The sequence below is a fragment of the Streptomyces sp. NPDC004051 genome (assembly GCF_053604275.1).
In genome coordinates this window covers 51,248-71,714 of record NZ_JBSGHG010000027.1, presented here as the reverse complement: position 1 = coordinate 71,714, position 20,467 = coordinate 51,248, and the positions used below count along the sequence as shown (strand labels likewise).

15 protein-coding genes and 2 pseudogenes are annotated in these 20,467 nt (G+C 71.6%); 9 read left to right on the top strand and 8 right to left on the bottom strand.

Features of this window, described 5'->3' with window-relative positions; genetic code table 11:
- Positions 1-111 precede the first annotated feature (111 nt).
- Positions 112-1,272 carry a bifunctional glutamate N-acetyltransferase/amino-acid acetyltransferase ArgJ gene (argJ, locus tag ACWEQO_RS24720; RefSeq protein WP_452985260.1) on the bottom strand — a complete coding sequence of 387 codons (1,161 nt, stop codon included), beginning with the start codon at positions 1,270-1,272 and terminating at the stop codon, positions 112-114.
- A gap of 325 nt (positions 1,273-1,597) precedes the next feature.
- Positions 1,598-2,356 carry an aldehyde dehydrogenase family protein gene (locus ACWEQO_RS24715; RefSeq protein ID WP_452985274.1) on the bottom strand — a complete coding sequence of 253 codons (759 nt, stop codon included), beginning with the start codon at positions 2,354-2,356 and terminating at the stop codon, positions 1,598-1,600.
- A 47-nt stretch (positions 2,357-2,403) separates the two neighbouring features.
- Between ACWEQO_RS24715 and ACWEQO_RS24710 the strand changes: the two genes are divergently transcribed.
- From ACWEQO_RS24710 to ACWEQO_RS24700, 3 genes and pseudogenes are all read left to right on the top strand, one after another.
- Positions 2,404-3,042 (top strand): ABC transporter substrate-binding protein, encoded by a 639-nt coding sequence (locus ACWEQO_RS24710; RefSeq protein WP_452985273.1) that lies wholly within the window; start codon positions 2,404-2,406, stop codon positions 3,040-3,042.
- A 13-nt stretch (positions 3,043-3,055) separates the two neighbouring features.
- Positions 3,056-4,519 (top strand): aldehyde dehydrogenase family protein, encoded by a 1,464-nt coding sequence (locus ACWEQO_RS24705; RefSeq protein WP_452985259.1) that lies wholly within the window; start codon positions 3,056-3,058, stop codon positions 4,517-4,519.
- 136 nt (positions 4,520-4,655) lie between these two features.
- Positions 4,656-4,783 (top strand): annotated as a pseudogene (locus ACWEQO_RS24700) (rhomboid family intramembrane serine protease); the annotation flags it as partial.
- On the opposite strand, the gene hemE reads toward ACWEQO_RS24700, so the two are convergent.
- Entirely contained in the window at positions 4,770-5,837 is a 1,068-nt protein-coding gene (gene hemE / locus ACWEQO_RS24695; protein WP_361460654.1) for a uroporphyrinogen decarboxylase, read from the bottom strand. The pseudogene ACWEQO_RS24700 and the gene hemE sit on opposite strands and share 14 nt — an antisense overlap.
- Positions 5,838-5,996: 159 nt before the next feature.
- Here hemE and ACWEQO_RS24690 point away from each other — a divergent pair, with 159 nt between their 5' ends.
- The 5 genes from ACWEQO_RS24690 to ACWEQO_RS24670 all read left to right on the top strand — a co-directional run bounded on the left by ACWEQO_RS24690 (position 5,997) and on the right by ACWEQO_RS24670 (position 12,751).
- Positions 5,997-6,674: a DUF3000 domain-containing protein gene (locus ACWEQO_RS24690; RefSeq protein ID WP_361460656.1), complete on the top strand. Its 678-nt coding sequence runs from the start codon at positions 5,997-5,999 to the stop codon at positions 6,672-6,674.
- Between the two features lie 268 nt (positions 6,675-6,942).
- Positions 6,943-7,602 carry a helix-turn-helix transcriptional regulator gene (locus ACWEQO_RS24685; RefSeq protein ID WP_361460658.1) on the top strand — a complete coding sequence of 220 codons (660 nt, stop codon included), beginning with the start codon at positions 6,943-6,945 and terminating at the stop codon, positions 7,600-7,602.
- Positions 7,603-7,771: 169 nt separating this feature from the next.
- A complete protein-coding gene (locus ACWEQO_RS24680) occupies positions 7,772-9,070 on the top strand; it encodes an HRDC domain-containing protein (protein ID WP_452985258.1) in 1,299 nt (432 codons plus the stop codon).
- 337 nt (positions 9,071-9,407) lie between these two features.
- Entirely contained in the window at positions 9,408-10,625 is a 1,218-nt protein-coding gene (locus ACWEQO_RS24675; protein ID WP_361460661.1) for a thiolase family protein, read from the top strand.
- On the top strand, positions 10,622-12,751 hold the full coding sequence (locus tag ACWEQO_RS24670) for a 3-hydroxyacyl-CoA dehydrogenase NAD-binding domain-containing protein (protein WP_452985257.1): 2,130 nt from the start codon (positions 10,622-10,624) through the stop codon (positions 12,749-12,751). The genes ACWEQO_RS24675 and ACWEQO_RS24670 overlap by 4 nt, the downstream gene beginning before the upstream one ends.
- A 114-nt stretch (positions 12,752-12,865) precedes the next feature.
- Here ACWEQO_RS24670 and ACWEQO_RS24665 read toward each other — a convergent pair.
- A pseudogene (locus ACWEQO_RS24665) lies at positions 12,866-13,823 on the bottom strand (hypothetical protein).
- Positions 13,824-13,935: 112 nt separating this feature from the next.
- On the opposite strand from ACWEQO_RS24665, the gene ACWEQO_RS24660 reads away from it, so the two are divergent.
- Entirely contained in the window at positions 13,936-14,310 is a 375-nt protein-coding gene (locus ACWEQO_RS24660; protein ID WP_452985256.1) for an NTP pyrophosphohydrolase, read from the top strand.
- A gap of 47 nt (positions 14,311-14,357) precedes the next feature.
- Here the strand turns inward: ACWEQO_RS24660 and ACWEQO_RS24655 are convergent, their stop codons facing one another.
- From ACWEQO_RS24655 to ACWEQO_RS24640, 4 genes are all read right to left on the bottom strand, one after another.
- The gene (locus ACWEQO_RS24655; RefSeq protein WP_361461630.1) at positions 14,358-15,881 is read right to left on the bottom strand and encodes an amino acid permease; all 1,524 of its coding nucleotides are present in this window, start codon (positions 15,879-15,881) and stop codon (positions 14,358-14,360) included.
- 149 nt (positions 15,882-16,030) lie between these two features.
- Entirely contained in the window at positions 16,031-18,016 is a 1,986-nt protein-coding gene (dxs, locus tag ACWEQO_RS24650) for a 1-deoxy-D-xylulose-5-phosphate synthase (protein WP_452985255.1), read from the bottom strand.
- A 215-nt stretch (positions 18,017-18,231) separates the two neighbouring features.
- Complete coding sequence (locus ACWEQO_RS24645) at positions 18,232-19,521, bottom strand: sugar ABC transporter permease (protein WP_361461624.1); 1,290 nt, start codon at positions 19,519-19,521, stop codon at positions 18,232-18,234.
- Positions 19,518-20,309 (bottom strand): ATP-binding cassette domain-containing protein, encoded by a 792-nt coding sequence (locus ACWEQO_RS24640; RefSeq protein WP_181383847.1) that lies wholly within the window; start codon positions 20,307-20,309, stop codon positions 19,518-19,520. The genes ACWEQO_RS24645 and ACWEQO_RS24640 overlap by 4 nt, the downstream gene beginning before the upstream one ends.
- Between the last annotated feature and the right edge of the window lie 158 nt (positions 20,310-20,467).

Sequence of the window (20,467 nt, the reverse complement as noted above, 5' to 3'; positions counted from 1 at the left end):
CTATTCTGCAGCACTTCGACCCGTCACCGGTCCGCGACCCCGCCCGCCGATGCCGCGCACCGGCAAGGGGCCGTCATCACATGGGCGTACGAGACGAGATCGTCCCCGGGCTCAGGTGGTGTAGTCGGCGTTGATCTTCACGTAGCCCTCGGTGAGGTCGCAGCCGTACACGGTGAACGCGCCCCCGCCGATGCCGAGGTCCACCCCGATGACCACCTCGTCGCCGGTCAGGTGCCGCGCGGCCTGCTCCAGCAGCGCGTCGGTCGGCTCCTGCGGGTGCATGGGGAGGTCGCCGAACCGGATCCGGACCCGGTGCGGCTCGATGTCGGTCTCGTCCTCGAGTTTGCCGATGGCCATCGCGACCCGGCCCCAGTTGGGGTCGGCTCCGTGCACGGCCGTCTTGACCAGGGGCGAGTTGACCACGCTCTTGCCGACCCGCTTGGCCTGCGCGTCGTCGCGGGCCCCGGTGACCTGGACCTCGATGAGCTTGCTCGCCCCCTCGCCGTCCGAGGCGATGTCGCGTACGAGGCGCAGCGCGACGGTGTGCAGCGCCTGCTCGAACTCGGCGGGGTCGACGGGGCCGGCCAGCCCGTTGGCGAAGATCGCGGCGGTGTCGCTGGTGGAGGTGTCGGTGTCGATGCTCAGCGCGTTGAAGGTGCGGTCCATCACGCGCCGGAACAGGGCGTCGAGTGCGGCGGTCGGCAGGTCGGCGTCGGTGAAGAAGAAGGTCAGCAGGGTGGCCATGTTCGGCTCGATCATGCCCACGCCCTTGGCGATGCCGGTGAGCACGGCGCCACCGTCACCGACCCGCACGCCGAAGTGCTTGGGGCGGGTGTCGGTCGTCATGATGGCCGCGGCCGCCGCCGCGTGGTCGGCCTCCGGGAACGGCCAGGACAGCGCGTCGAGCCCGGCCCGGATGCTCTCCATGGGGTAGGGGCGGCCGATCACCCCGGTCGATCCGATCACCAGCTCCTCGGGGTCGATGCCGACGGTCTCGGCGACCCTGCGGCGCACCTCGGCGGCGTTGGCCGCGCCCGCGCTGCCGGTGGCGACGTTCGCGTTCCGCGAGAGCACGACCATGCCGCGGCTCCGCTGCCGGGGCGCCGCCTCGCGGCTGAGGACGACGCTCGGTCCCGCGAAGCGCGAACGCGTGAACACGGCGGCGGAACGGGCGGGCACCTCGGAGACGACGACCGCGAAGTCGTCCTCGACGTCCTTGAGCCCCATGTTCCCGGTCACGCCGCGAAAGCCCTTCGGAGCCGCCCTCACCATGGCCCGCCCGCCTTCCCCAACGAATGAATTAACATGCGGATCACCGTACATTCAATCAACCGGCACGGCAATGAACACCGAGCAGGCAGCACGAGAGTTGCCACCCTGGAGCCATGGGGCGCGATTCAGCCGACTGCATGAATATGCATCGCTCTGTGAGGGAGGGACCGTGTCGGCAAGGCACGCATGCGTGAAGCGACCCGGCTGGTGACCGACCCGCACGGCGCCTGCGCCGAACGGCCTGCCGGACGCGCCCCCGCGGGCCGCCCGCTCCAGGAGATCACCGCTCCGGAGGAGTTACCGGCACAGTGGACGGCACATGCTGTCAGAAAGGGAAGGTTCGCTTCGTCTCACGGGTGGTGACCCATCGCAGCTCGGTGAAGTCCTCCACCGCGAACCCGACGCCGAAACGTCCCCAACCGCTGTCCTTGGTCCCGCCGAAGGGCATCTGGGGCTCGTCGTTCACGGGCTGGTCATTGACGTGGACGATACCGGCGTTGATCCTGCGGGCGACCTCGAGGCCCTGGACGGAATCAGCGGCGAGGACGGCCACGGTGAGTCCGAAGCCGGAGGCGTTGGCGCGCTCGACGGCCTCGTCGCGGTCCTCGACCACGGTGAGGGCCACCAGGGGACCGAAGGTCTCGTCGAAGGCCAGCTCGATGTCGTCGGGCACGTCGGTCAGCACGGTCGCCGGATAGCAGGGCGGCTGGGCCGTTCCCCCGGCGAGGACGCGGGCGCCCGCCGCCACGGCCTCTTCGACCCTGCGGCTGAGCGTCGACAGGGCCCACTGGTTGATCACCGGGCCGATCACGGTCCGCGGATCGAGGGGATCGCCGAGAGGCAGGCTCGCGACCTTGGCGGCGAAGCGCTCGCTGAAGTCGTCGGCGATCGAGCGCTCGACATAGATCCGTCGCGCGCACATGCAGACCTGGCCCTGGTGGACGAACGCCCCGAACGCGGCGGCGTCGACCGCGTAGTCGAGGTCCACCCCGTCGAGAACGATCAGGGGGTTCTGTCCCCCGAGCTGGAGGGCGTCAGCAGACGCAGTCTGCTCAAGGGCGCCGGATACGGTGCCGCTGCTCAGCGCGTGCGGAGGGCTGAAGGGGCTCGAGTTCGTCGGCCTCGGACGCGCTGCGCATCGGCTGCGTGAGCCCGCAGACGGGGCCTCTCGCCAGTTTCGCGTCGGCCGACAACTTCACCGTCTCCCAGGTCCAGGCCGCGGTGGCGAAGGGGATGAAGATCGGCGGCAAGAAGCGGCGGCTGGAGATCGTCGTCAAGGACACCCAGTCGAACTCCGACCGGGCCACCGAGGTCACCCGGCAGCTGATCAACGAGGGCGTCGACCTGTTCGTCGGCTCCTCGACGCCCGACACGACCAACCCCGTCGCCGACCAGTGGGAGGCCAACGGCGTTCCGAACGTGACGACCATCGCGCCGCGGGAGGCGTGGTTCCACGGCCACAAGGGCAAGTCGGGCGAGGACTTCCCGTACACGACGCTCTTCTTCTTCGGCATGCAGCAGTTCGCGGACTGCTGCATACCGATGTGGGACAGGATGGACGTCTCCAGCGAGAACGTCGCGGCTCTGTGGCCGAACGACACCGACGCCAACGCCTTCCGCAACGGCCTGGGTCCGATGATTCGGAGTCCAGGTCGTCGGACGGCCCGGAGCCGACCACACCGCCGCTGCCGTCGCCGCGGTGATCCAGCACGCGGCTTCGGTGAGGACCTCCTGACCGACTCACGCGCCATCACATGTGAACCCGTCTAACGAAGGAATCGTCGTGGCACTTCTGGAATCCGTCGACTGGCAGGGAAAGATCTTCAAGAACGGCGCCTGGCTGGCAGGCCACGCCGGTGACTACTCCGTCGTCGAGCCCGCGACCGGGGCGGAGCTGGCCCGCATGGGAGCAGCCGGCCCGGAGGACGTGGCCGAGGCCGCCGCCTCGGCGGCCGCGGCGCAGCAGGCCTGGGCAGCCGTTCCGTTCACCGAGCGGGCGGCGGTGCTCCGCAGGGCCGGTGATCTGTGGAAGCAGCACGCCGAGGAGGTCGCCGGGTGGAACATCCGTGAGGTCGGCGCCGTCCCGGGCATGGCCCGGTTCGCACTCCACACCGCTGCCGAGGAGTGCTACGAAGCCGCCTCGCTGCCCGGCCGTCCGCTGGGCGAGCTGCTGCCGACGGAGCAGCCGCGGCTGTCCATGGCGCGCCGCGTCCCCGCCGGTGTCGTGGCGGTGATCGCGCCCTTCAACGTGCCGATCATCCTGGCGATCCGCTCCGTCGCTCCTGCCCTGGCCCTCGGCAACTCGGTCCTGCTCAAGCCCGACCCCCGCACCGCGGTCACCGGTGGCACGCTGATGGCCCGCATATTCGAGGAGGCGGGCCTGCCCGCCGGTGTGCTGCAGATGCTTCCGGGCGGTGCGGACGTCGGCGAGGCGCTGGTCGTCGACCCGCATGTCCGGGTGGTCTCGTTCACCGGCTCCACGGCCGTCGGCCGCCACATCGGCAGGCTCGCCGGCCAGCACCTGAAGCGCGCTCACCTCGAACTCGGCGGCAACTCCGCCCTGCTCGTCCTCGACGACGCCGACGTGGAGGACGCGGTCAATCTGGCCGCGTGGGGCTCCTTCTTCCACCAGGGTCAGATCTGCATGACCACCGGAAGGCACCTCGTGTCGAGTGCGGTCTACGACGATTTCGTCGCCGCGCTCGCCGAGAAGGCCCAGAGCCTGCCGGTCGGAGATCCGGCCGGTGGGGACGTCGCCCTCGGACCGGTCATCGACGCCGGGCAGCGCGACAAGATCCACCACCTGGTCACCGAGAGCGCCGCCCAGGGGGCGAAGGTCGCGGCGGGAGGCACCTACGAGGAACTCTTCTACCGTCCGACGGTTCTGGCGGACACGCCGCTCACGGCACCGGCGTTCGCCGAAGAGGTGTTCGGCCCGGTGGCCCCGGTCACCCGCGTCGAGTCCGTGCGGGACGCGGTCCGGATCGCCGGGGACAGCGAGTACGGGCTCTCCCTCGGCATCGTCACCAAGGACGCCATGCACGGCCTGGCCGTGGCCGAGGAGATCCCCACCGGGATCGTGCACATCAACGACCAGACGGTGAACGACGAAGCGGTGGCACCGTTCGGCGGGGTGAAGGCCTCGGGCACGGGGTCCCGCTTCGGCGGGGCCGCCGCGAACATCGAGGCCTTCACCGAGACCCGCTGGATCACCGTGCGCGGCACCGCCGCGCGCTACCCCTTCTGACCGACGCTGCCCCGGTCCGGCCGGGGACGCCGCCTCCGGCGCCCCCGGCCGGACCGCGCGTCGCCGGCTCCGGCGGCAGGGCCATGAGGAAAGAGAACTCCTGCTGGGGTCCGGATCGGTGACCTGCGAGAAGACGGTCGGTTTCGTCGTGGGTGTGCTGACCGCCCGGCCCCCGGGCCGGGCACTCCCCCGCCGCCGGAGCCGCCCGGCCTGCTGTTCGGCAGGCGGGCGTGGCCCCGGTACCCGTGGGTCAGCGGGCGGTGAGCGTGTGGACGTGGTCGACCAGGCGGGTCAGGGCGTCCGCGTCGGTGTTCGGCATGACGCCGTGGCCGAGGTTGAAGATGTGGCCCTCGAGGCCCTCCGCCTGGGCCAGGACCTCGCGGGTCTTCGCCTCGACGGCCTCGGTGCCGGCGAACAGCACGGTCGGGTCGAGGTTGCCCTGGAGCGCCTTGCCGGGGCCGACGCGGCGGGCGGCCTCGTCCAGGGGGACGCGCCAGTCGACACCCACGACGTCCGCGCCGGCCTCGCCCATCAGGCCGAGGAGTTCACCGGTGCCGACACCGAAGTGGATGCGGGGGACGCCGTGGCCGGACACCGCGTCGAGGACCTTGGCCGAGGCGGACATCACCGAACGCCGGTAGTCGGCGGGCGCGAGCGCACCGGCCCAGGAGTCGAAGAGCTGGACCGCGGAGGCGCCGGCCTCGATCTGCACGGTGAGGAAGGCGGCGGTGATGTCCGCGAGGCGGTCGAGGAGGTCGGCCCAGAGTTCCGGGTCGCCGTACATCATCGCCTTGGCGTTCTCGTAGGTGCGGGACGGGCCGCCCTCGATGAGGTAGCTGGCGAGGGTGAACGGGGCGCCCGCGAAGCCGATCAGCGGGGTGGAGCCCAGCTCGGCGGTCAGCAGGCGGTACGCCTCGGTGACGTAGGAGACGTCCTCCGGGGTGAGGTCGCGCAGCCGGGCCAGGTCGGCGCGGGTGCGGAAGGGCTCCTCGACGACGGGGCCGATGCCGGGCTTGATGTCGAGGTCGATACCGATGGCCTTGAGGGGGACGACGATGTCGCTGAAGTAGATCGCCGCGTCGACGTTGTGCCGGCGGACCGGCTGGAGCGTGATCTCGGCGACGAGGTCGGGGCGCATGCAGGAGTCGAGCATCGCGATGCCCTCGCGCACCTTGCGGTACTCCGGCAGTGAGCGGCCCGCCTGCCGCATGAACCACACCGGAGTGTGCGGAACCGGCTCACGCCGGCACGCCTTGAGGAAGGCACTGTCGTACGTCTGGGTCGGCTGCTTGCCCCGGGGGCTGACATTGGCACTCACACCGGCCAGTCTCGCATGGTCCGCCGGCGACCCGGCACCGCAGGCCACCCGGCGCACGGCGCCCGCGCGCCACGCCCGGGACGACACGATCCGGACACCGTGCTGCGCCGTGGGTGTCCTTCCCCGCGCCGGGGCCGCGTTCCCCTTAATCTTCCCCGCATGGCTGCGGCTCAAGGACGATTGTCGGACGGCAAGGGCGGTATGGACGAGGCGAAGAACACCGGGGAAGACCTCGGGCAGGGGGGCGCGGCGCCCCCGTTGCCCTTTCGGACGGCCGTCGACGCGATGCGGGGCGCGCGGCTGCGACCGCAGATCGAGGTGGAGACCACACCCGCGCCCACCCGGCTCGCCCCCTACGCGCACGCGCTGGAGGCGGCGGTCGTGGACGGTGAGCAGGAACTGGCGGACGGCCGGCTGGTGCTGCTGCACGACCCGGCCGGGCACGACGCCTGGCGGGGCGCCTTTCGGCTGGTGACGCTGGTGCGCGCGGAACTGGAGCCGGAGATGGCGGCGGATCCGCTGCTGCCGGAGGTGTGCTGGTCCTGGCTGACCGGCGCGCTCTCGACCCGCGGCCTGACGTACGGCGAGCCAAGCGGCACGGTCACGCGGGCGAGTTCGCACTACTTCGGCGGGCTGTCCGAGCGCCCCGCCGCCTCGCAGATCGAGATCCGCGCCTCGTGGACGCCGCGGGAGGGCCGGGGCGGGGCGCCGGACACCGCCGCCCATCTGGTCGCCTGGTGCGACCTGCTGGCCCAGGTCGCCGGGCTGCCCCCGGCGGCTCCGGGGGACGCGTCGGTGGTGACGCTCCCCCAGCGGAGGGGGCCGCAGTCGCGTTGAGTTTCCCCTTCGGAGCCCCGGCAATCCCACATGCCGATCTCTTTGTCGATACGACCACTTTCGGAAGCGTTGCGACGTCGACCGAAACCGTTCGGTCTTCGAATGATCGACCGCGTGTCCGAATTGCACATATTGTTACTCACCAGATCGTGATCACTCTCTAAAGGAGGCCGGGTTTGTTGCCGAAGACGACTGTGACCTTGAAAGCACGGTTGAGTCCGGCTTCACCCCCACGAGCCGGCCCGTCCCCGCCACCCCAGGAGGCCTGGTGTCCGTTCTCCTCGAGCAGCCCGCAAGCCTGGTCGCCTACCGCCCGAACAAGCCGACCGCCATGGTGGTCGTGGCCGACCCCCGTGTCCGTTCCACCGTCACCCGCCATCTGTGGGCGCTCGGTGTGCGCGACGTGATCGAGGCCTCGTCCGTCGCGGAGGCTCGTCCCCGCATCGGCAACCCCCGCGACATCTGCGTCGCCGACGTCCATCTGCCGGACGGTTCCGGCCTCACCCTCCTCTCCGAGACCCGAGCGGCGGGCTGGCCCAACGGCCTCGCCCTGTCCGCCGCCGACGACATCGGCGCCGTGCGCAACGCCCTCGCGGGCGGAGTGAAGGGCTACGTCGTCACCGGCACCCGCACCAACCTCGGTCTCCCCTCCCGCCCCGGAGCCGCTCCCCTCGGCGCCGGCGCCCGTCTGCACCGCCGCCCCCCGGGTGCTCCGAGCCACCCGGGCGGCTACCGCGAACTGTCCGGCCGCGAGGTCGAGGTGCTGCGGCTGGTGGCGGAAGGCCAGTCCAACAAGGCCATCGGCGTCTCGATGGGCCTGTCCGCGCTGACCGTCAAGAGCCACCTCGCCCGCATCGCCCGCAAGCTCGGTACGGGCGACCGCGCGGGGATGGTGGCGGTGGCCCTGCGCACGGGCATCATCCACTGACCCCACCACCCCGCCGCGATCCCCTGCCGCTCCTCCCTGCTCACCTCCCCTCCGCTCCGTTCGTCCCCCTGCCGCACCTTCACCGACCTGACTGGTTTACGACCCCCCGACGCCTGCCGACGGAACGTTCCGTCGGCGGGCGCCTTCACGGCATGGCTACTCTTGACAGGTGACCGACGCCCACGACACCGCAGCAGACAGTTCCCTGCGCACCACCGGAGGCGCCCCTCCGGACGACAACGGATCAGCTGCTACGGAGGCGCCGACCCCCTTGCTCGAACCACGTGAGGGCATCCCGCCCGTGATCACGGACGGGACCGCCCTCGCCGAGGTGACCGCCGCCTTCGCCGCGGGCACCGGACCGGTCGCCGTCGACGCCGAGCGTGCCTCCGGCTACCGCTACGGCCAGCGCGCCTACCTCGTCCAGCTGCGCCGTGCGGGCGCCGGGTCCGCGCTGATCGACCCCGTCGCCTGCCCGGACCTGTCCGGCCTGGGCGAGGCGCTGTCCGGTGCCGAGTGGGTGCTGCACGCCGCCACCCAGGACCTTCCCTGCCTGCGCGAGATAGGGATGCTGCCCGGCCGCCTCTTCGACACCGAACTGGCCGGACGCCTGGCCGGCTTCCCCCGGGTCGGCCTCGGCGCGATGGTCGAGAACGTGCTCGGCTTCGTCCTGGAGAAGGGCCACTCCGCCGTCGACTGGTCCACCCGCCCGCTGCCCGAACCCTGGCTGCGCTACGCCGCCCTCGACGTCGAGCTCCTGGTCGACCTGCGGTACGCCCTGGAGAAGGAACTGGACCGGCAGGGCAAGCTGGAGTGGGCCCTGCAGGAGTTCGAGGCGATCGCGTCGGCACCGCCGCCGGAGCCCCGCAAGGACCCCTGGCGGCGCACCTCCGGCATGCACAAGGTGCGCAGGCGCCGGCAGATGGCCGTCGTCAGGGAGCTGTGGCAGGTCCGGGACCGGATCGCGCAGCGCCGGGACGTCTCCCCGGGCAAGGTGCTCTCCGACGCCGCCATCATCGAGGCCGCGCTCGCCCTGCCGGCCAACGCCCACGCCCTGGCCGCGCTGAACGGGTTCGGGCCGCGGGTGGGGCGGCGCCAGCTGGAGCAGTGGCAGACGGCCGTCGACCGGGCGAGGGCGCTGCCCGAGGCGCAGCTGCCGCAGCCCGGACAGCCGGTGACCGGCCCGCCGCCACCGCGCGCCTGGGCGGACAAGGACCCGGTGGCCGCCGCCCGGCTCTCCGCGGCCCGCGCGGGGGTGAGCGCGCTCGCCGAACGGCTGAACATGCCGCAGGAGAACCTGATCAGCCCGGACACGGTGCGCAGGGTGTGCTGGGAGCCCCCGCGGCCGGCCGACAGGGAGTCCGTCGCGGCGGTGCTGGCCGGGCACGGGGCACGGCCGTGGCAGGTGGAGCAGGTGACCCCGGTGCTGGTCGCCGCACTGGTCTCCGGCGGTTCGGGAGGGCTCTGAGCGCAGCCGACGGCGCCTGTCGCGGGGCGGGTACGGGAAGAGGACGGCCGGGACCGCGCCTGCCGGGACGGCTTCCCCCCTGCGTTCCCCCGCGCCCAAAAGGACCGTCACAGCAGGGCGGCGACGTCGGGATCGCGCCAAGATCCTCGGGGCGGGTCCACGCCCGCCCCGGCCGCCCTCCCGACTCCGCCCGGTGCGACGGCTCCGCCGGGAGTGTGAGCTTCACCGCTCGGTCCCGTGGGGCTGGGCAGCTACATTACCCACAAGTAGCATAGGCTCTGAGCGCGCGCTCAGCGCAACGCAGCAGTGCCATCCCGCACCCTGGAGGAGAGCCATCGTGCCTCGTACCGTCAGGGACGTCGTCTTCGTCGACGGCGTCCGCACCCCGTTCGGCAAGGCGGGCCCCAAGGGCATCTACCACGAGACCCGCGCCGACGACCTCGTCGTGAAGGCGATCCGGGAGCTGCTGCGCCGCAACCCCGGACTCGACCCGAAGAAGATCGACGAGGTCGCCATCGCCGCGACCACGCAGATCGGCGACCAGGGCCTGACCATCGGCCGCACCGCGGGCATCCTCGCGGGCCTGCCCACCTCGGTCCCGGGCTACTCCATCGACCGCATGTGCGCGGGCGCCCTGACCGCCGTGACCACGGTGGCCGGCTCCGTCGCCTTCGGCGCGTACGACGTGGCCGTCGCGGGCGGTGTCGAGCACATGGGCCGCCACCCGATGGGCGAGGGCGTCGACCCCAACCCCCGGTTCGTCTCCGAGAAGCTGGTCGACGAGTCCGCACTGTTCATGGGCATGACCGCGGAGAACCTGCACGACCGCTACCCGACCATCACCAAGCAGCGCGCCGACGAGTACGCCGTGCGCTCGCAGGAGAAGGCCGCCAAGGCGTACGCCGACGGCAAGATCCAGGCCGACCTGGTACCGGTCTCGGTGCGCCGCACCAACGAGGAGGCCGGCGAGACGGGCTGGGGCCTGGTCACCGCCGACGAGCCGATGCGCCCGGGCACCACCCTGGAGAACCTGGCCGGGCTGAAGACGCCGTTCCGCGTCCACGGCCGGGTCACCGCCGGTAACGCGGCCGGCCTGAACGACGGCGCCACCGCCTCGCTCATCGCCTCCGAGGACTTCGCCCGCGAGAACGACCTCCCGGTGAAGATGCGCCTGGTCTCCTACGCCTTCGCGGGCGTCGAGCCGGAGGTCATGGGCTACGGCCCGATCCCGGCCACGGAGAAGGCGCTCGCCCAGGCGGGCCTGTCCATCTCCGACATCGGCCTGTTCGAGATCAACGAGGCCTTCGCCGTCCAGGTGCTGGCCTTCCTGGAGCACTACGGCATCGCCGACGACGACACGCGCGTCAACCAGTACGGCGGCGCCATCGCCTTCGGCCACCCGCTGGCCTCCTCCGGTGTGCGGCTGATGACGCAGCTGGCCCGCCAGTTCGAGGAGCAGCCGCACGTCCGCTACGGCCTGACCACCATGTGCGTCGGCTTCGGCATGGGCGCGACGGTCATCTGGGAGAACCCGCACTTCGAGGGGGACAAGTGAGCACCACCGCAGAACTGTTGAAGGGCGCCGCCGCGCTGTTCCCGGACGAGGTCGTCACGACCTCCCACGTACGCCACTTCGAACTGCCCCTGGACGCCGGGCGCTTCGCGCTCATCACCCTCGACAACGGGCTGGACCACACCAAGCCGACCACCTTCGGCCCGCAGTCGCTGGCGAACCTGGACGCCGCCCTCGACCAGGTCGAGAAGGAGGCCGCGGACGGCGAGATCGTCGGCGTCGGCATCACCGGCAAGCCGTTCATCTTCGCCGTCGGCGCCGACCTCAAGGGCGTCGAGCTGCTCAAGCGGCACGAGGACGCGCTGGCCATCGGCAAGGGCGGCCACGACGTCTTCAAGCGGCTGTCGAAGCTCGCGGTGCCCACCTTCGCGTACTACAACGGCGCGGCCATGGGCGGCGGCGTCGAGGTCGGCCTGCACTGCTCCTACCGCACGGTGTCCGCGGCCATCCCCGCGTTCTCCCTGCCCGAGGTCTTCCTCGGCCTGGTCCCCGGCTGGGGCGGCTGCGCGCTGCTGCCGAACCTGATCGGCGCGGACAAGGCCGTCTCGGTGATCATCGAGAACAGCCTCAACCAGAACAAGCAGCTCAAGGGCGTGCAGGTCCACGAACTCGGCATCGCGGACGCGATCTTCGAGGGCGCCGACTTCCTGGAGCAGTCGCTGATCTGGACGGCGGCCGTCCTCAAGGGCGAAATCGTCGTCGACCGTCCGGTGATCGACCGCGGCGAGGCCTGGGACCAGGCGGTCGCGCGCGGCCGCTTCATCGCCGACTCCAAGGTGCACGGCGCGGCCCCGGCCGCCTACCGCGCCCTGGACATCATCGCCGCCGCCAAGGACGGCGACCTCCAGCAGGGCTACGACGCCGAGGACCAGGCGCTCGCCGACCTGATCATGGGCGGTGAACTGCGCTCCGGCCTCTACGCGTTCAACCTGGTGCAGAAGCGCGGCAAGCGCCCGGCCGGCGCCCCGGACAAGAACCTGGCGCGTCCGGTCACCAAGGTCGGCGTCGTCGGCGCCGGTCTGATGGCCTCGCAGCTCGCGCTGCTGTTCCTGCGCCGCCTCGAGGTGCCGGTCGTGCTGACCGACATCGACCAGGAGCGTGTCGACAAGGGCGTGGGCTACGTCCACGCCGAGATCGACAAGCTGCTCGGCAAGGGCAGGATCAACCAGGACAAGGCCAACCGCCTCAAGGCGCTGGTCACCGGTGTGCTGGACAAGGCCGAGGGCTTCGCGGACGCCGACTTCATCATCGAGGCCGTCTTCGAGGAGATGGGCGTCAAGCAGCAGGTGTTCGCGGAGGTCGAGGCGGTCGCCCCGGCGCACGCGATCCTCGCCACCAACACCTCCTCGCTGTCGGTGTCCGAGATGGCGTCGAAGCTGAAGCACCCCGAGCGGGTCGTCGGCTTCCACTTCTTCAACCCGGTCGCGATCCTGCCGCTCCTGGAGATCGTCCGCGGCGAGCAGACCGACGACGCCTCGCTGGCCACGGCGTTCGGTGTCGCCAAGAAGCTGAAGAAGACCGCGGTGCTGGTCAAGGACGCCCCGGCGTTCGTGGTGAACCGCATCCTGACCCGCTTCATGGGCGAGATCCAGAACGTCATCGACGAGGGCACCCCGGTCGAGGTCGCCGAGAAGGCGGTCGAGCCGCTCGGTCTGCCGATGTCCCCGCTGGTGCTGCTGGAGCTGGTCGGCCCGGCGATCGGGCTGCACGTGTCCGAGACGCTCAACCGGTCCTTCCCCGAGCGTTTCACGGTCTCCCCGAACCTCAAGAGGGTCGTCGAGGCGGGCAAGCGCGGCTTCTACGTCTACGACAGCGGGAAGCCCGAGCTGGACCCGGAGGTCGCCGCGCTGCTCCAGCAGGGCGACACCGTCCTCACCGAGGAGCAGGTGCGGGCACGGGTGCTGGACGCGGTGGCGCAGGAGATCGGGCTGATGCTCGACGAGGGCGTCGTCGCCGAGGCGCAGGACATCGACCTGTGCCTGATCACCGGCGCCGGCTGGCCCTTCCACCTGGGCGGCATCACACCGTACCTGGACCGCGAGGGCGTCTCCGAGCGCGTCAACGGCAAGCGGTTCCTGGCCCCGGGCGTGGCGAGCGTCCCGGCGTGACCGGCCGGCCCTGACAGGGGGCGGGCCGCACGGTGACGATCCGTGCGGCCCGCCCCTTTTTCGTCGCGGGAGCGGCGAGCGGATCGCCGCACGGTCCGCTCGCGGGTGCCCGGGTCACACCTCGCGCCATGCCGTCAGGGCCGGGCCCGGCCCGTCCTTGCGGCGGGCGAGCCGGAGGGAGTCGGTGGAGCGGGAGACGGTGGTGACGACGATCTCCTCGTGCTCGTCGAGGGCGAGGGCCGCCTCCGCGTCGGCCGACGCCGGGGGGCCGGACTCGGTCCACCGGGCGCCGGACGGCTCCGCCTGCGTGGGGTGCGCGGCGAAGGTGATCCTGCCGCTCGCCGAGCGCTGGGCGAGCACCGCGCGGTCGTGGCCCGCCAGGGCACAGCGCACGGCTCGGGCCGGGCCCGCCGCGGTGAACAGCGGCGCCGGGGGCCTCCGGGACGCCAGGCGCGCAGTTCGCCGGAGGTGTCGGTGCAGAACAGGGCGGTGTGCTCGGCGGAGACGGCGAGCGCGCACAGGGTGTCCGGACGGACCGGGGCGTCGGTCTCCACCGCTCGCACGAGCCGCTCGCCGGGTGCCTCCCGGCGCCGGTGCGGCAGGGCGTCCGAGGTCGCCGCGGACAGCTCGATCCGGCCCGACTCGCCGGTCACGGCCGCGAGTTCGCCCTGGACGTCCGCTCCGCCGAGGACGTGCCAGGGGTCCCGGCCGCCCGTCTCCCTCTGCGCCCGCATGCTCACCCCGCCGCCCTGGTCGCGGACGAAGAGGCGCGCGCGTCCACGGGCGTCGACCGCGACGGCCGGTGTTCCGGTGCGGTCACCCTTCTGGTCGGGGTGGCCAACGTGGTTCCGGCCGAGGGCGACGAGCCGGGGCGGAAGTGGGTGCGGTGCACCGGGCCCGACCGGCCGGGCCCGGCGGGGCGTCGGGCGACCGGACGGGCGTGGCCGCCGGCGCCCTGGCCGACCGCCGCTCCCGGGCGCGGCTTCTGGTCGCCGCCGACGGCGCGGGGCGCCTGCCAGGGGCCGCCGGGGGCGGGTTCCGCGCGGCACGGGACGGCGTCGTCCGACGGCAGACAGACGCCGGGGCGGCCGTCACGGCCGCGGAGGAGCCGGTCGCCGTTCCACCCTGGACGGACCGGTCGGCGGGCGCCTCGGGCGGGGGCCGTTCCGTGGGACTCTGGCCGCATGGACCACAGCGTCGCCGCCCTGCTCGTGATCGTCGACTCCGCGAACGTCGTCGGGTCGGTGCCCGACGGGTGGTGGCGGGACCGTCGGGGTGCCGCGGAGCGGCTGCGGGACCGGCTGGCCTCCCGGGGGCTGCCCTGCCGTCCGGGGCCGTTGGAGATCGTCCTGGTGGTGGAGGGGGCGGCGCGGGGTGTGGAGTCGGTGCCCGGGGTGCGGGTGGAGGCGGCCCCGGGCAGCGGCGACGACCGCATGGTCGAGTTGGTGGCCGAGGCGGGTGAGCGTCCGGTCCTGGTCGTCACCGCCGACCGCGAGCTGCGCCGCCGGGTGACCGCCCTGGGCGCCACCGTGACCGGCCCCCGGGCCGTCCGCCCCTGACCTCCACCGCCGGGAGGGGGCGGGAGCGGAGGCCGGGGCCGTACGGGTCACCGGAAGGCCGGGCCCGGCGGCCTTCCGGGCCGGCCGGAGTCGGCCTCCTCCTCCCGGCCCAGGCGGCTGTGGCTGCGGCTGTAGAGGAAGTAGACGATGAAGCCGAGCACCATCCACAGGCCGAACCGGAGCCAGGTCTCGGCGGGCAGGTTCAGCATCAGCCACAGCGAGGCGGCGACCGACAGGAGCGGCAGGAACGGCACCCAGGGCATGCGGAAGGCCCGGGGCAGGTCGGGGCGGGTGCGGCGCAGGATGATCACACTGAGCGCGACGATCACGAAGGCGAACAGCGTGCCGATGTTCACCAGCTCGGCGAGCTCCGACAGCGGGGTGAAGCCCGCGAGGACCGCGATGATCACGCCGAGCAGGATGGTCGGCCGGTGCGGGGTCTTGAAGCGGGGGTGGACGCGGGAGAAGAAGCGGGGCAGCAGCCCGTCCCGGCTCATCGCGAAGAACACCCGGGTCTGGCCGAGCAGCAGGATCATGCAGACGACCGTCAGGCCGACGGCGGCGCCGAAGCTGATGAAGCCCGCGAACCAGGGATGCCCGGTGGCCTTGAAGGCGTCCGCGAGCGGGGCGTCCACGGACAGCCGGGAGTAGTTCTGCATTCCGGTGACGACGATCGACACGGCGACGTACAGCGCGGTGCAGATGAACAGGGAGCCGAGGATGCCGCGCGGCATGTCCCGCTGCGGGTTCCTGGTCTCCTCGGCGGCCGTGGCGACGATGTCGAAGCCGATGAAGGCGAAGAAGACCACCGAGGCCGCCGTGAAGATGCCCATCACGCCGAAGTTGGCCGGTGCCCAGCCGAACATCAGCTGGATGAGCGGCGAGTGGAGACCGTCACCGGCCGGGACGGGCTGCGCCTTCGGGATGAACGGGTCGTAGTTGTCGGCGGTCACGAAGAAGGCGCCGGCGATGATGACGACGAGGACGACGATCACCTTGACGGCGACGACGACCGAGGTCACCCGGGCGGACAGCTTCATGCCGAGGACGAGGACGGCGGTGAGGACCAGCACCAGTGCGGCGGCGAGGATGTCGAAGCCGAGGCCCTCGGCGCCGTCCCGGGTGCCGAGGGCCGCGGGCAGTTGCCAGCCCGCGTTGTCCAGCAGTGAGTGGATGTAGCCGGACCAGCCGACGGCCACCACCGCCGTGCCGAGCGCGAACTCCAGGACCAGGTCCCAGCCGATGATCCACGCGGGCAGTTCGCCGAGGGAGGCGTACGAGAAGGTGTAGGCGGAGCCTGCCACCGGGACGGTGGAGGCGAACTCGGCGTAGCAGAGCGCGGCGAGCGCGCAGACGACTCCGGCCACCACGAAGGACAGGGCCACGGCGGGTCCGGCGTTGTTCTTGGCGACCGTGCCGGTGAGCACGAAGATGCCGGTGCCGATGATGACGCCGACGCCGAAGACGGTCAGGTCCAGCGCGGAGAGGGACTTCTTGAGCGCGTGCTCCGGTTCCTCGGTGTCACGGATGGACTGCTCGACCTTCTTCGTCCGGAAGAGGGTGTTGGTCACAGGTACCTCCCACGCTGTGTCGTCCTCGACGTGGTCGAGAGGGGGCGTACCTCGTATGCCCCGGCGTGGGCGCCGTCACGCGAACGGGCCGCCCGCACCACTCTTCACAGTGGCACGGGCGGCCCGTTCGGGCGCATCGGCGGAGGGGATCAGTCGCGGGCCGGTTCCGCCCGGTCGGCGGCGTGCGCGGCGCGTACGGCTGAGTTCGCGTCGTGCGCGTCGTGCGTGCCGTTCGAGCGGAGCCGGGAGGGCGAGAGGCCGCCGTCCAGCTTCGCCACCAGGCCGGTGACCTGGCGGGCGATGTCGGGAGCGGTGAGCCCGATCTCCGCCAGGACCTCGGCGCGGGAGGCGTGGTCGAGGAAGCGCGGCGGGATGCCGAAGTCGCGCAGCGGTACGTCGACGTCAGCGTCGCGCAGGGCCTGTGCGATCGTCGAGCCGACTCCGCCGACGCGGGAGTTGTCCTCGACGGTGACGACGACCCGGTGCTTCTCGGCGAGCGGGGCCATGGCCTCGTCGACGGGCTTGACCCAGCGCGGGTCGACGACGGTGGTGGAGATGCCCTGCTTCTCGAGCAGGCCGGCGATCTCCAGGCACATCGGGGCGAGGGCGCCCACGGAGACCAGCAGCACGTCCGGGGTGTCGGTGCCGGGCTCGCGCAGGAGGTCCATGCCGCCGACGCGTCCCACGGCCGGTACGGCGGGTCCGACCGCGCCCTTGGAGAAGCGGACCACGGTCGGCGCGTCGGTGACCTCGACGGCCTCGCGCAGCTGGGCGCGGACCTGGTCGGCGTCGCGCGGGGCGGCCAGCCGCAGGCCGGGGACGACCTGGAGGATCGACATGTCCCACATGCCGTTGTGGGAGGCGCCGTCGGTACCGGTGACACCGGCCCGGTCCAGGACGAAGGTGACGCCGCACTTGTGCAGGGCCACGTCCATCAGCACCTGGTCGAAGGCACGGTTGAGGAAGGTGGCGTACACGGCGAAGACGGGGTGCACCCCGCCGTGCGCCAGGCCCGCCGCGGAGACCGCGCCGTGCTGCTCGGCGATGCCGACGTCGTAGACCCGGTCCGGGAACCGCTTGGCGAACCGGTCGAGGCCGACCGGCTGGAGCATGGCAGCGGTGATGGCGACGATGTCCTCGCGCTCCTCGCCGAGCTTGACCATCTCCTCGCCGAAGACGGACGTCCAGTCGGCGCCGGAGCTGGCGATGGGCAGGCCCGTGTCGGGGTGGATCTTGCCGACGGCGTGGAAGCGGTCGGCCTCGTCCGCCAGGGCGGGCTGGTAGCCGCGGCCCTTCTCGGTGAGGCAGTGCACGATGACCGGCCCGCCGAAGCGCTTGGCGCGGGTGAGGGCCGACTCCAGGGCCTCGATGTCGTGGCCGTCGATGGGGCCGACGTACTTCAGACCGAGGTCCTCGAACATGCCCTGCGGGGCGATGAAGTCCTTCAGGCCCTTCTTGGCGCCGTGCAGCGTGTCGAAGAGGGGCTTGCCGACGACCGGGGTGCGCTCCAGGACCTCCTTGGTGCGGGTCAGGAAGCGCTCGTAGCCGTCGGTGGTGCGCAGGGTCGCGAGGTGGTTGGCGAGACCGCCGATGGTGGGCGAGTAGGAGCGCTCGTTGTCGTTGACGACGATGACGAGCGGGCGGTCCTTGGCGTCGGCGATGTTGTTCAGCGCCTCCCAGGCCATGCCGCCGGTGAGCGCACCGTCCCCGATGACCGCGACGACGTGGTCGCCGGTCCTCCTGAGCTGGTTGGCCTTGGCCAGGCCGTCGGCCCAGCCGAGGACGGTGGAGGCGTGGCTGTTCTCGATGACGTCGTGCGCGGACTCGGCCTGCGAGGGGTAGCCGGAGAGGCCGCCCTTCATCTTCAGCCGGGAGAAGTCCTGTCGGCCGGTCAGTAGTTTGTGCACGTAGGACTGGTGGCCGGTGTCCCAGAGCACCTTGTCCCTGGGGGATTCGAAGACGCGGTGCAGGGCGATGGTGAGCTCCACCACACCCAGGTTGGGACCGAGGTGGCCACCGGTCTTGGAGACCGCGTCGACCAGGAAGGTCCGGATCTCCTCGGCCAGCTGGCTCAGCTCCTCAGCGGTGAGCCGGTCCAGATCGCGCGGTCCCCTGATACGGGTCAGCAGCGGCACCCGTGCCTCCTTGCAGTAGAGCTGATCGAGCTGTTGCCGGGCTCGACGAGTCTAATGTTCCCCTCCGGCGCTCGGCGTCCGGGCCGTGGGTCCTGCTTCACGCGCTCCGAGCCCTCCCGGGCCCGGAGCGTCACGCGCCGGGCCGTGGGACACGGCTGTGCCCGGTACCGCAGGGGGTACCGGGCACAGCCGTGCGGAAACCGCGGACCTGGCCGCTAGGCGCGGCCTGCGGTCTTCTGCGTCTTGCGGGTGATCGCGTCGATGACGACGGTCGCCAGCAGCACACCACCGGTGATCATGTACTGCACCGGCGAGGCGATGCCCTCGAGGGCGAGGCCGTACTGGATGGAGACGATCACCAGGACACCGAGGAGCGCGTTCCAGGTGCGGCCCCGGCCGCCGAAGAGGGACGTGCCGCCGATCACGGCCGCGGCGATGACGTTCATCAGGAACTCACCGGTGCCCGCGCCCTGGTTGGCGGAGGCGATCTTCGAGGCGACGAAGAGGCCGCCGATCGCGGCGAAGGTGCCGGCGATCGCGAAGACCGAGATCCGGACCATCTCCACGTTGATACCGGCACGGCGGGACGCCTCGACGCTGCCGCCGAGCGCGAAGACCTTGCGGCCGTAGGCGGTGCGGCGGAGCAGGAAGTCGGTGAACACCAGCACCGCGAGGAAGATCACCACGGCGAGCGGCAGGCCCTTGTGCTGGTTGTAGACGATCGCCACGGCGAAGGCGACGACGGCCAGCAGCACCGTGCGCACGATGATGTCGCTCAGCGGGCGCGAGGGGATGCCGGCTTCCTCGCGGCGGCGGTTGCCCAGGAACGCGGTGAGGAAGTACCCGACCACGGCCACCAGGGCGAGGCCGTAGGCGGCCGCGACGTCGGTGAAGTAGTAGCTGGTGAACTTGCCGACGACGCCTTCGCTGTCCAGGTTGATGGTGCCGTTGCTGCCGAGTATCTGCAGCATGAAGCCCTGCCAGAACAGCAGGCCGGCCAGCGTCACGGCGAAGGCGGGGACGCCGATGCGGGCGAAGACGAAGCCGTGGATGGCGCCGGCCGCCGTGCCGGTGAGGATGGCCAGCACCAGGGCCAGCCACTCGTTCATCCCGTGGGTGACGCTCAGCACCGCGAAGGCGGCGCCCGCGACACCGCTGACCGAGCCGACCGACAGGTCGATCTCGCCGAGCAGCAGGACGAAGACGATGCCGACGGCGATCATGCCCGTGCCGACCATGGCGACGGACATGTCGGAGAAGTTGCCGGCGGTGAGGAAGTTGGAGTTCAGGCCGGTGAAGATGGCCCAGATGATCACCAGGCCGATGATGACGGGGACGGACCCGAGGTCACCGGCCTTCATCTTCCGCTTGAACTCGCCGACGTAGCCGGCGAAGCCCTGTTCGCGGACCAGCAGCCGGGGGTCGACGGCGGTGACCGCCGCGGCAGCCGCCTCGGTGTTCTCGACCGTGTCGGCGGTGGGCGTCGAGGTCTCTTCGGTGCTCACTTGCTGACCTCCCCATTGGTGCGCGCCGCACGGCGGGTCACGGCGTTCTCCGTGGCTCCGGTGATGGCGGAGATGATCTCTTCCTGAGAGGTCGACTTGACCTCGAAGGTGCCGTTGTTGCGCCCGAGGCGCAGCACGGCGACCTTGTCCGCGACGGCCTTGACGTCGGCCATGTTGTGGCTGATGAGGATGACCGCGTGGCCCCGCTCGCGCAGCCGCTCGACCAGGTCGAGGACCTGCGCGGTCTGCTCGACGCCGAGGGCGGCGGTCGGTTCGTCGAGGATCACCAGCTTGGGCTCGCCGAGCATGGACCGGGCGATGGCCACGACCTGGCGCTGACCGCCGGAGAGCGAGGCGATCGGGATCCGGACGCTGGGGATGCGGATCGACAGGGTGTCGAGGAGCTCGCGGGAGCGGCGCTCCATCTCCACCTCGTCCAGGACGCCGCGCTTGCGGATCTCCCGGCCCAGGTAGAGGTTGCCGACGACGTCGATGTTGTCGCACAGCGCGAGGTCCTGGTAGACCGTCGCGATGCCCAGGTTCTGGGCGTCGTGCGGCTTGTTGATCTGGACGGCCTTGCCGTCCCACTCGATGACACCCTCATCGATGGGGTGCACGCCGGCAATCGTCTTGACCAGCGTGGACTTACCGGCGCCGTTGTCGCCGACCAGGGCGACCACCTCACCGGCGCGGACCTCAAGCTCTACGTCGGTGAGCGCCTGGACGGCACCGAAACGCTTGGAGACCCCGCGCAACGCCAGCACGGGCGTAGCGGACACGTGAACCATCTCCTTCGCCGCCTGACCCGGCGGGAGGTTGTGCAGAAGCAGTTTGGGGGGTGTTCCGACCGGCGCCCCGCGTAGCTTGCGGGGCTGGTGTGTGCGGGGCGCCGGCGGAGTTCGCGGCAGTCCGTCCCGTACGGGAGCCCGGTGCGGACTCCCGTACA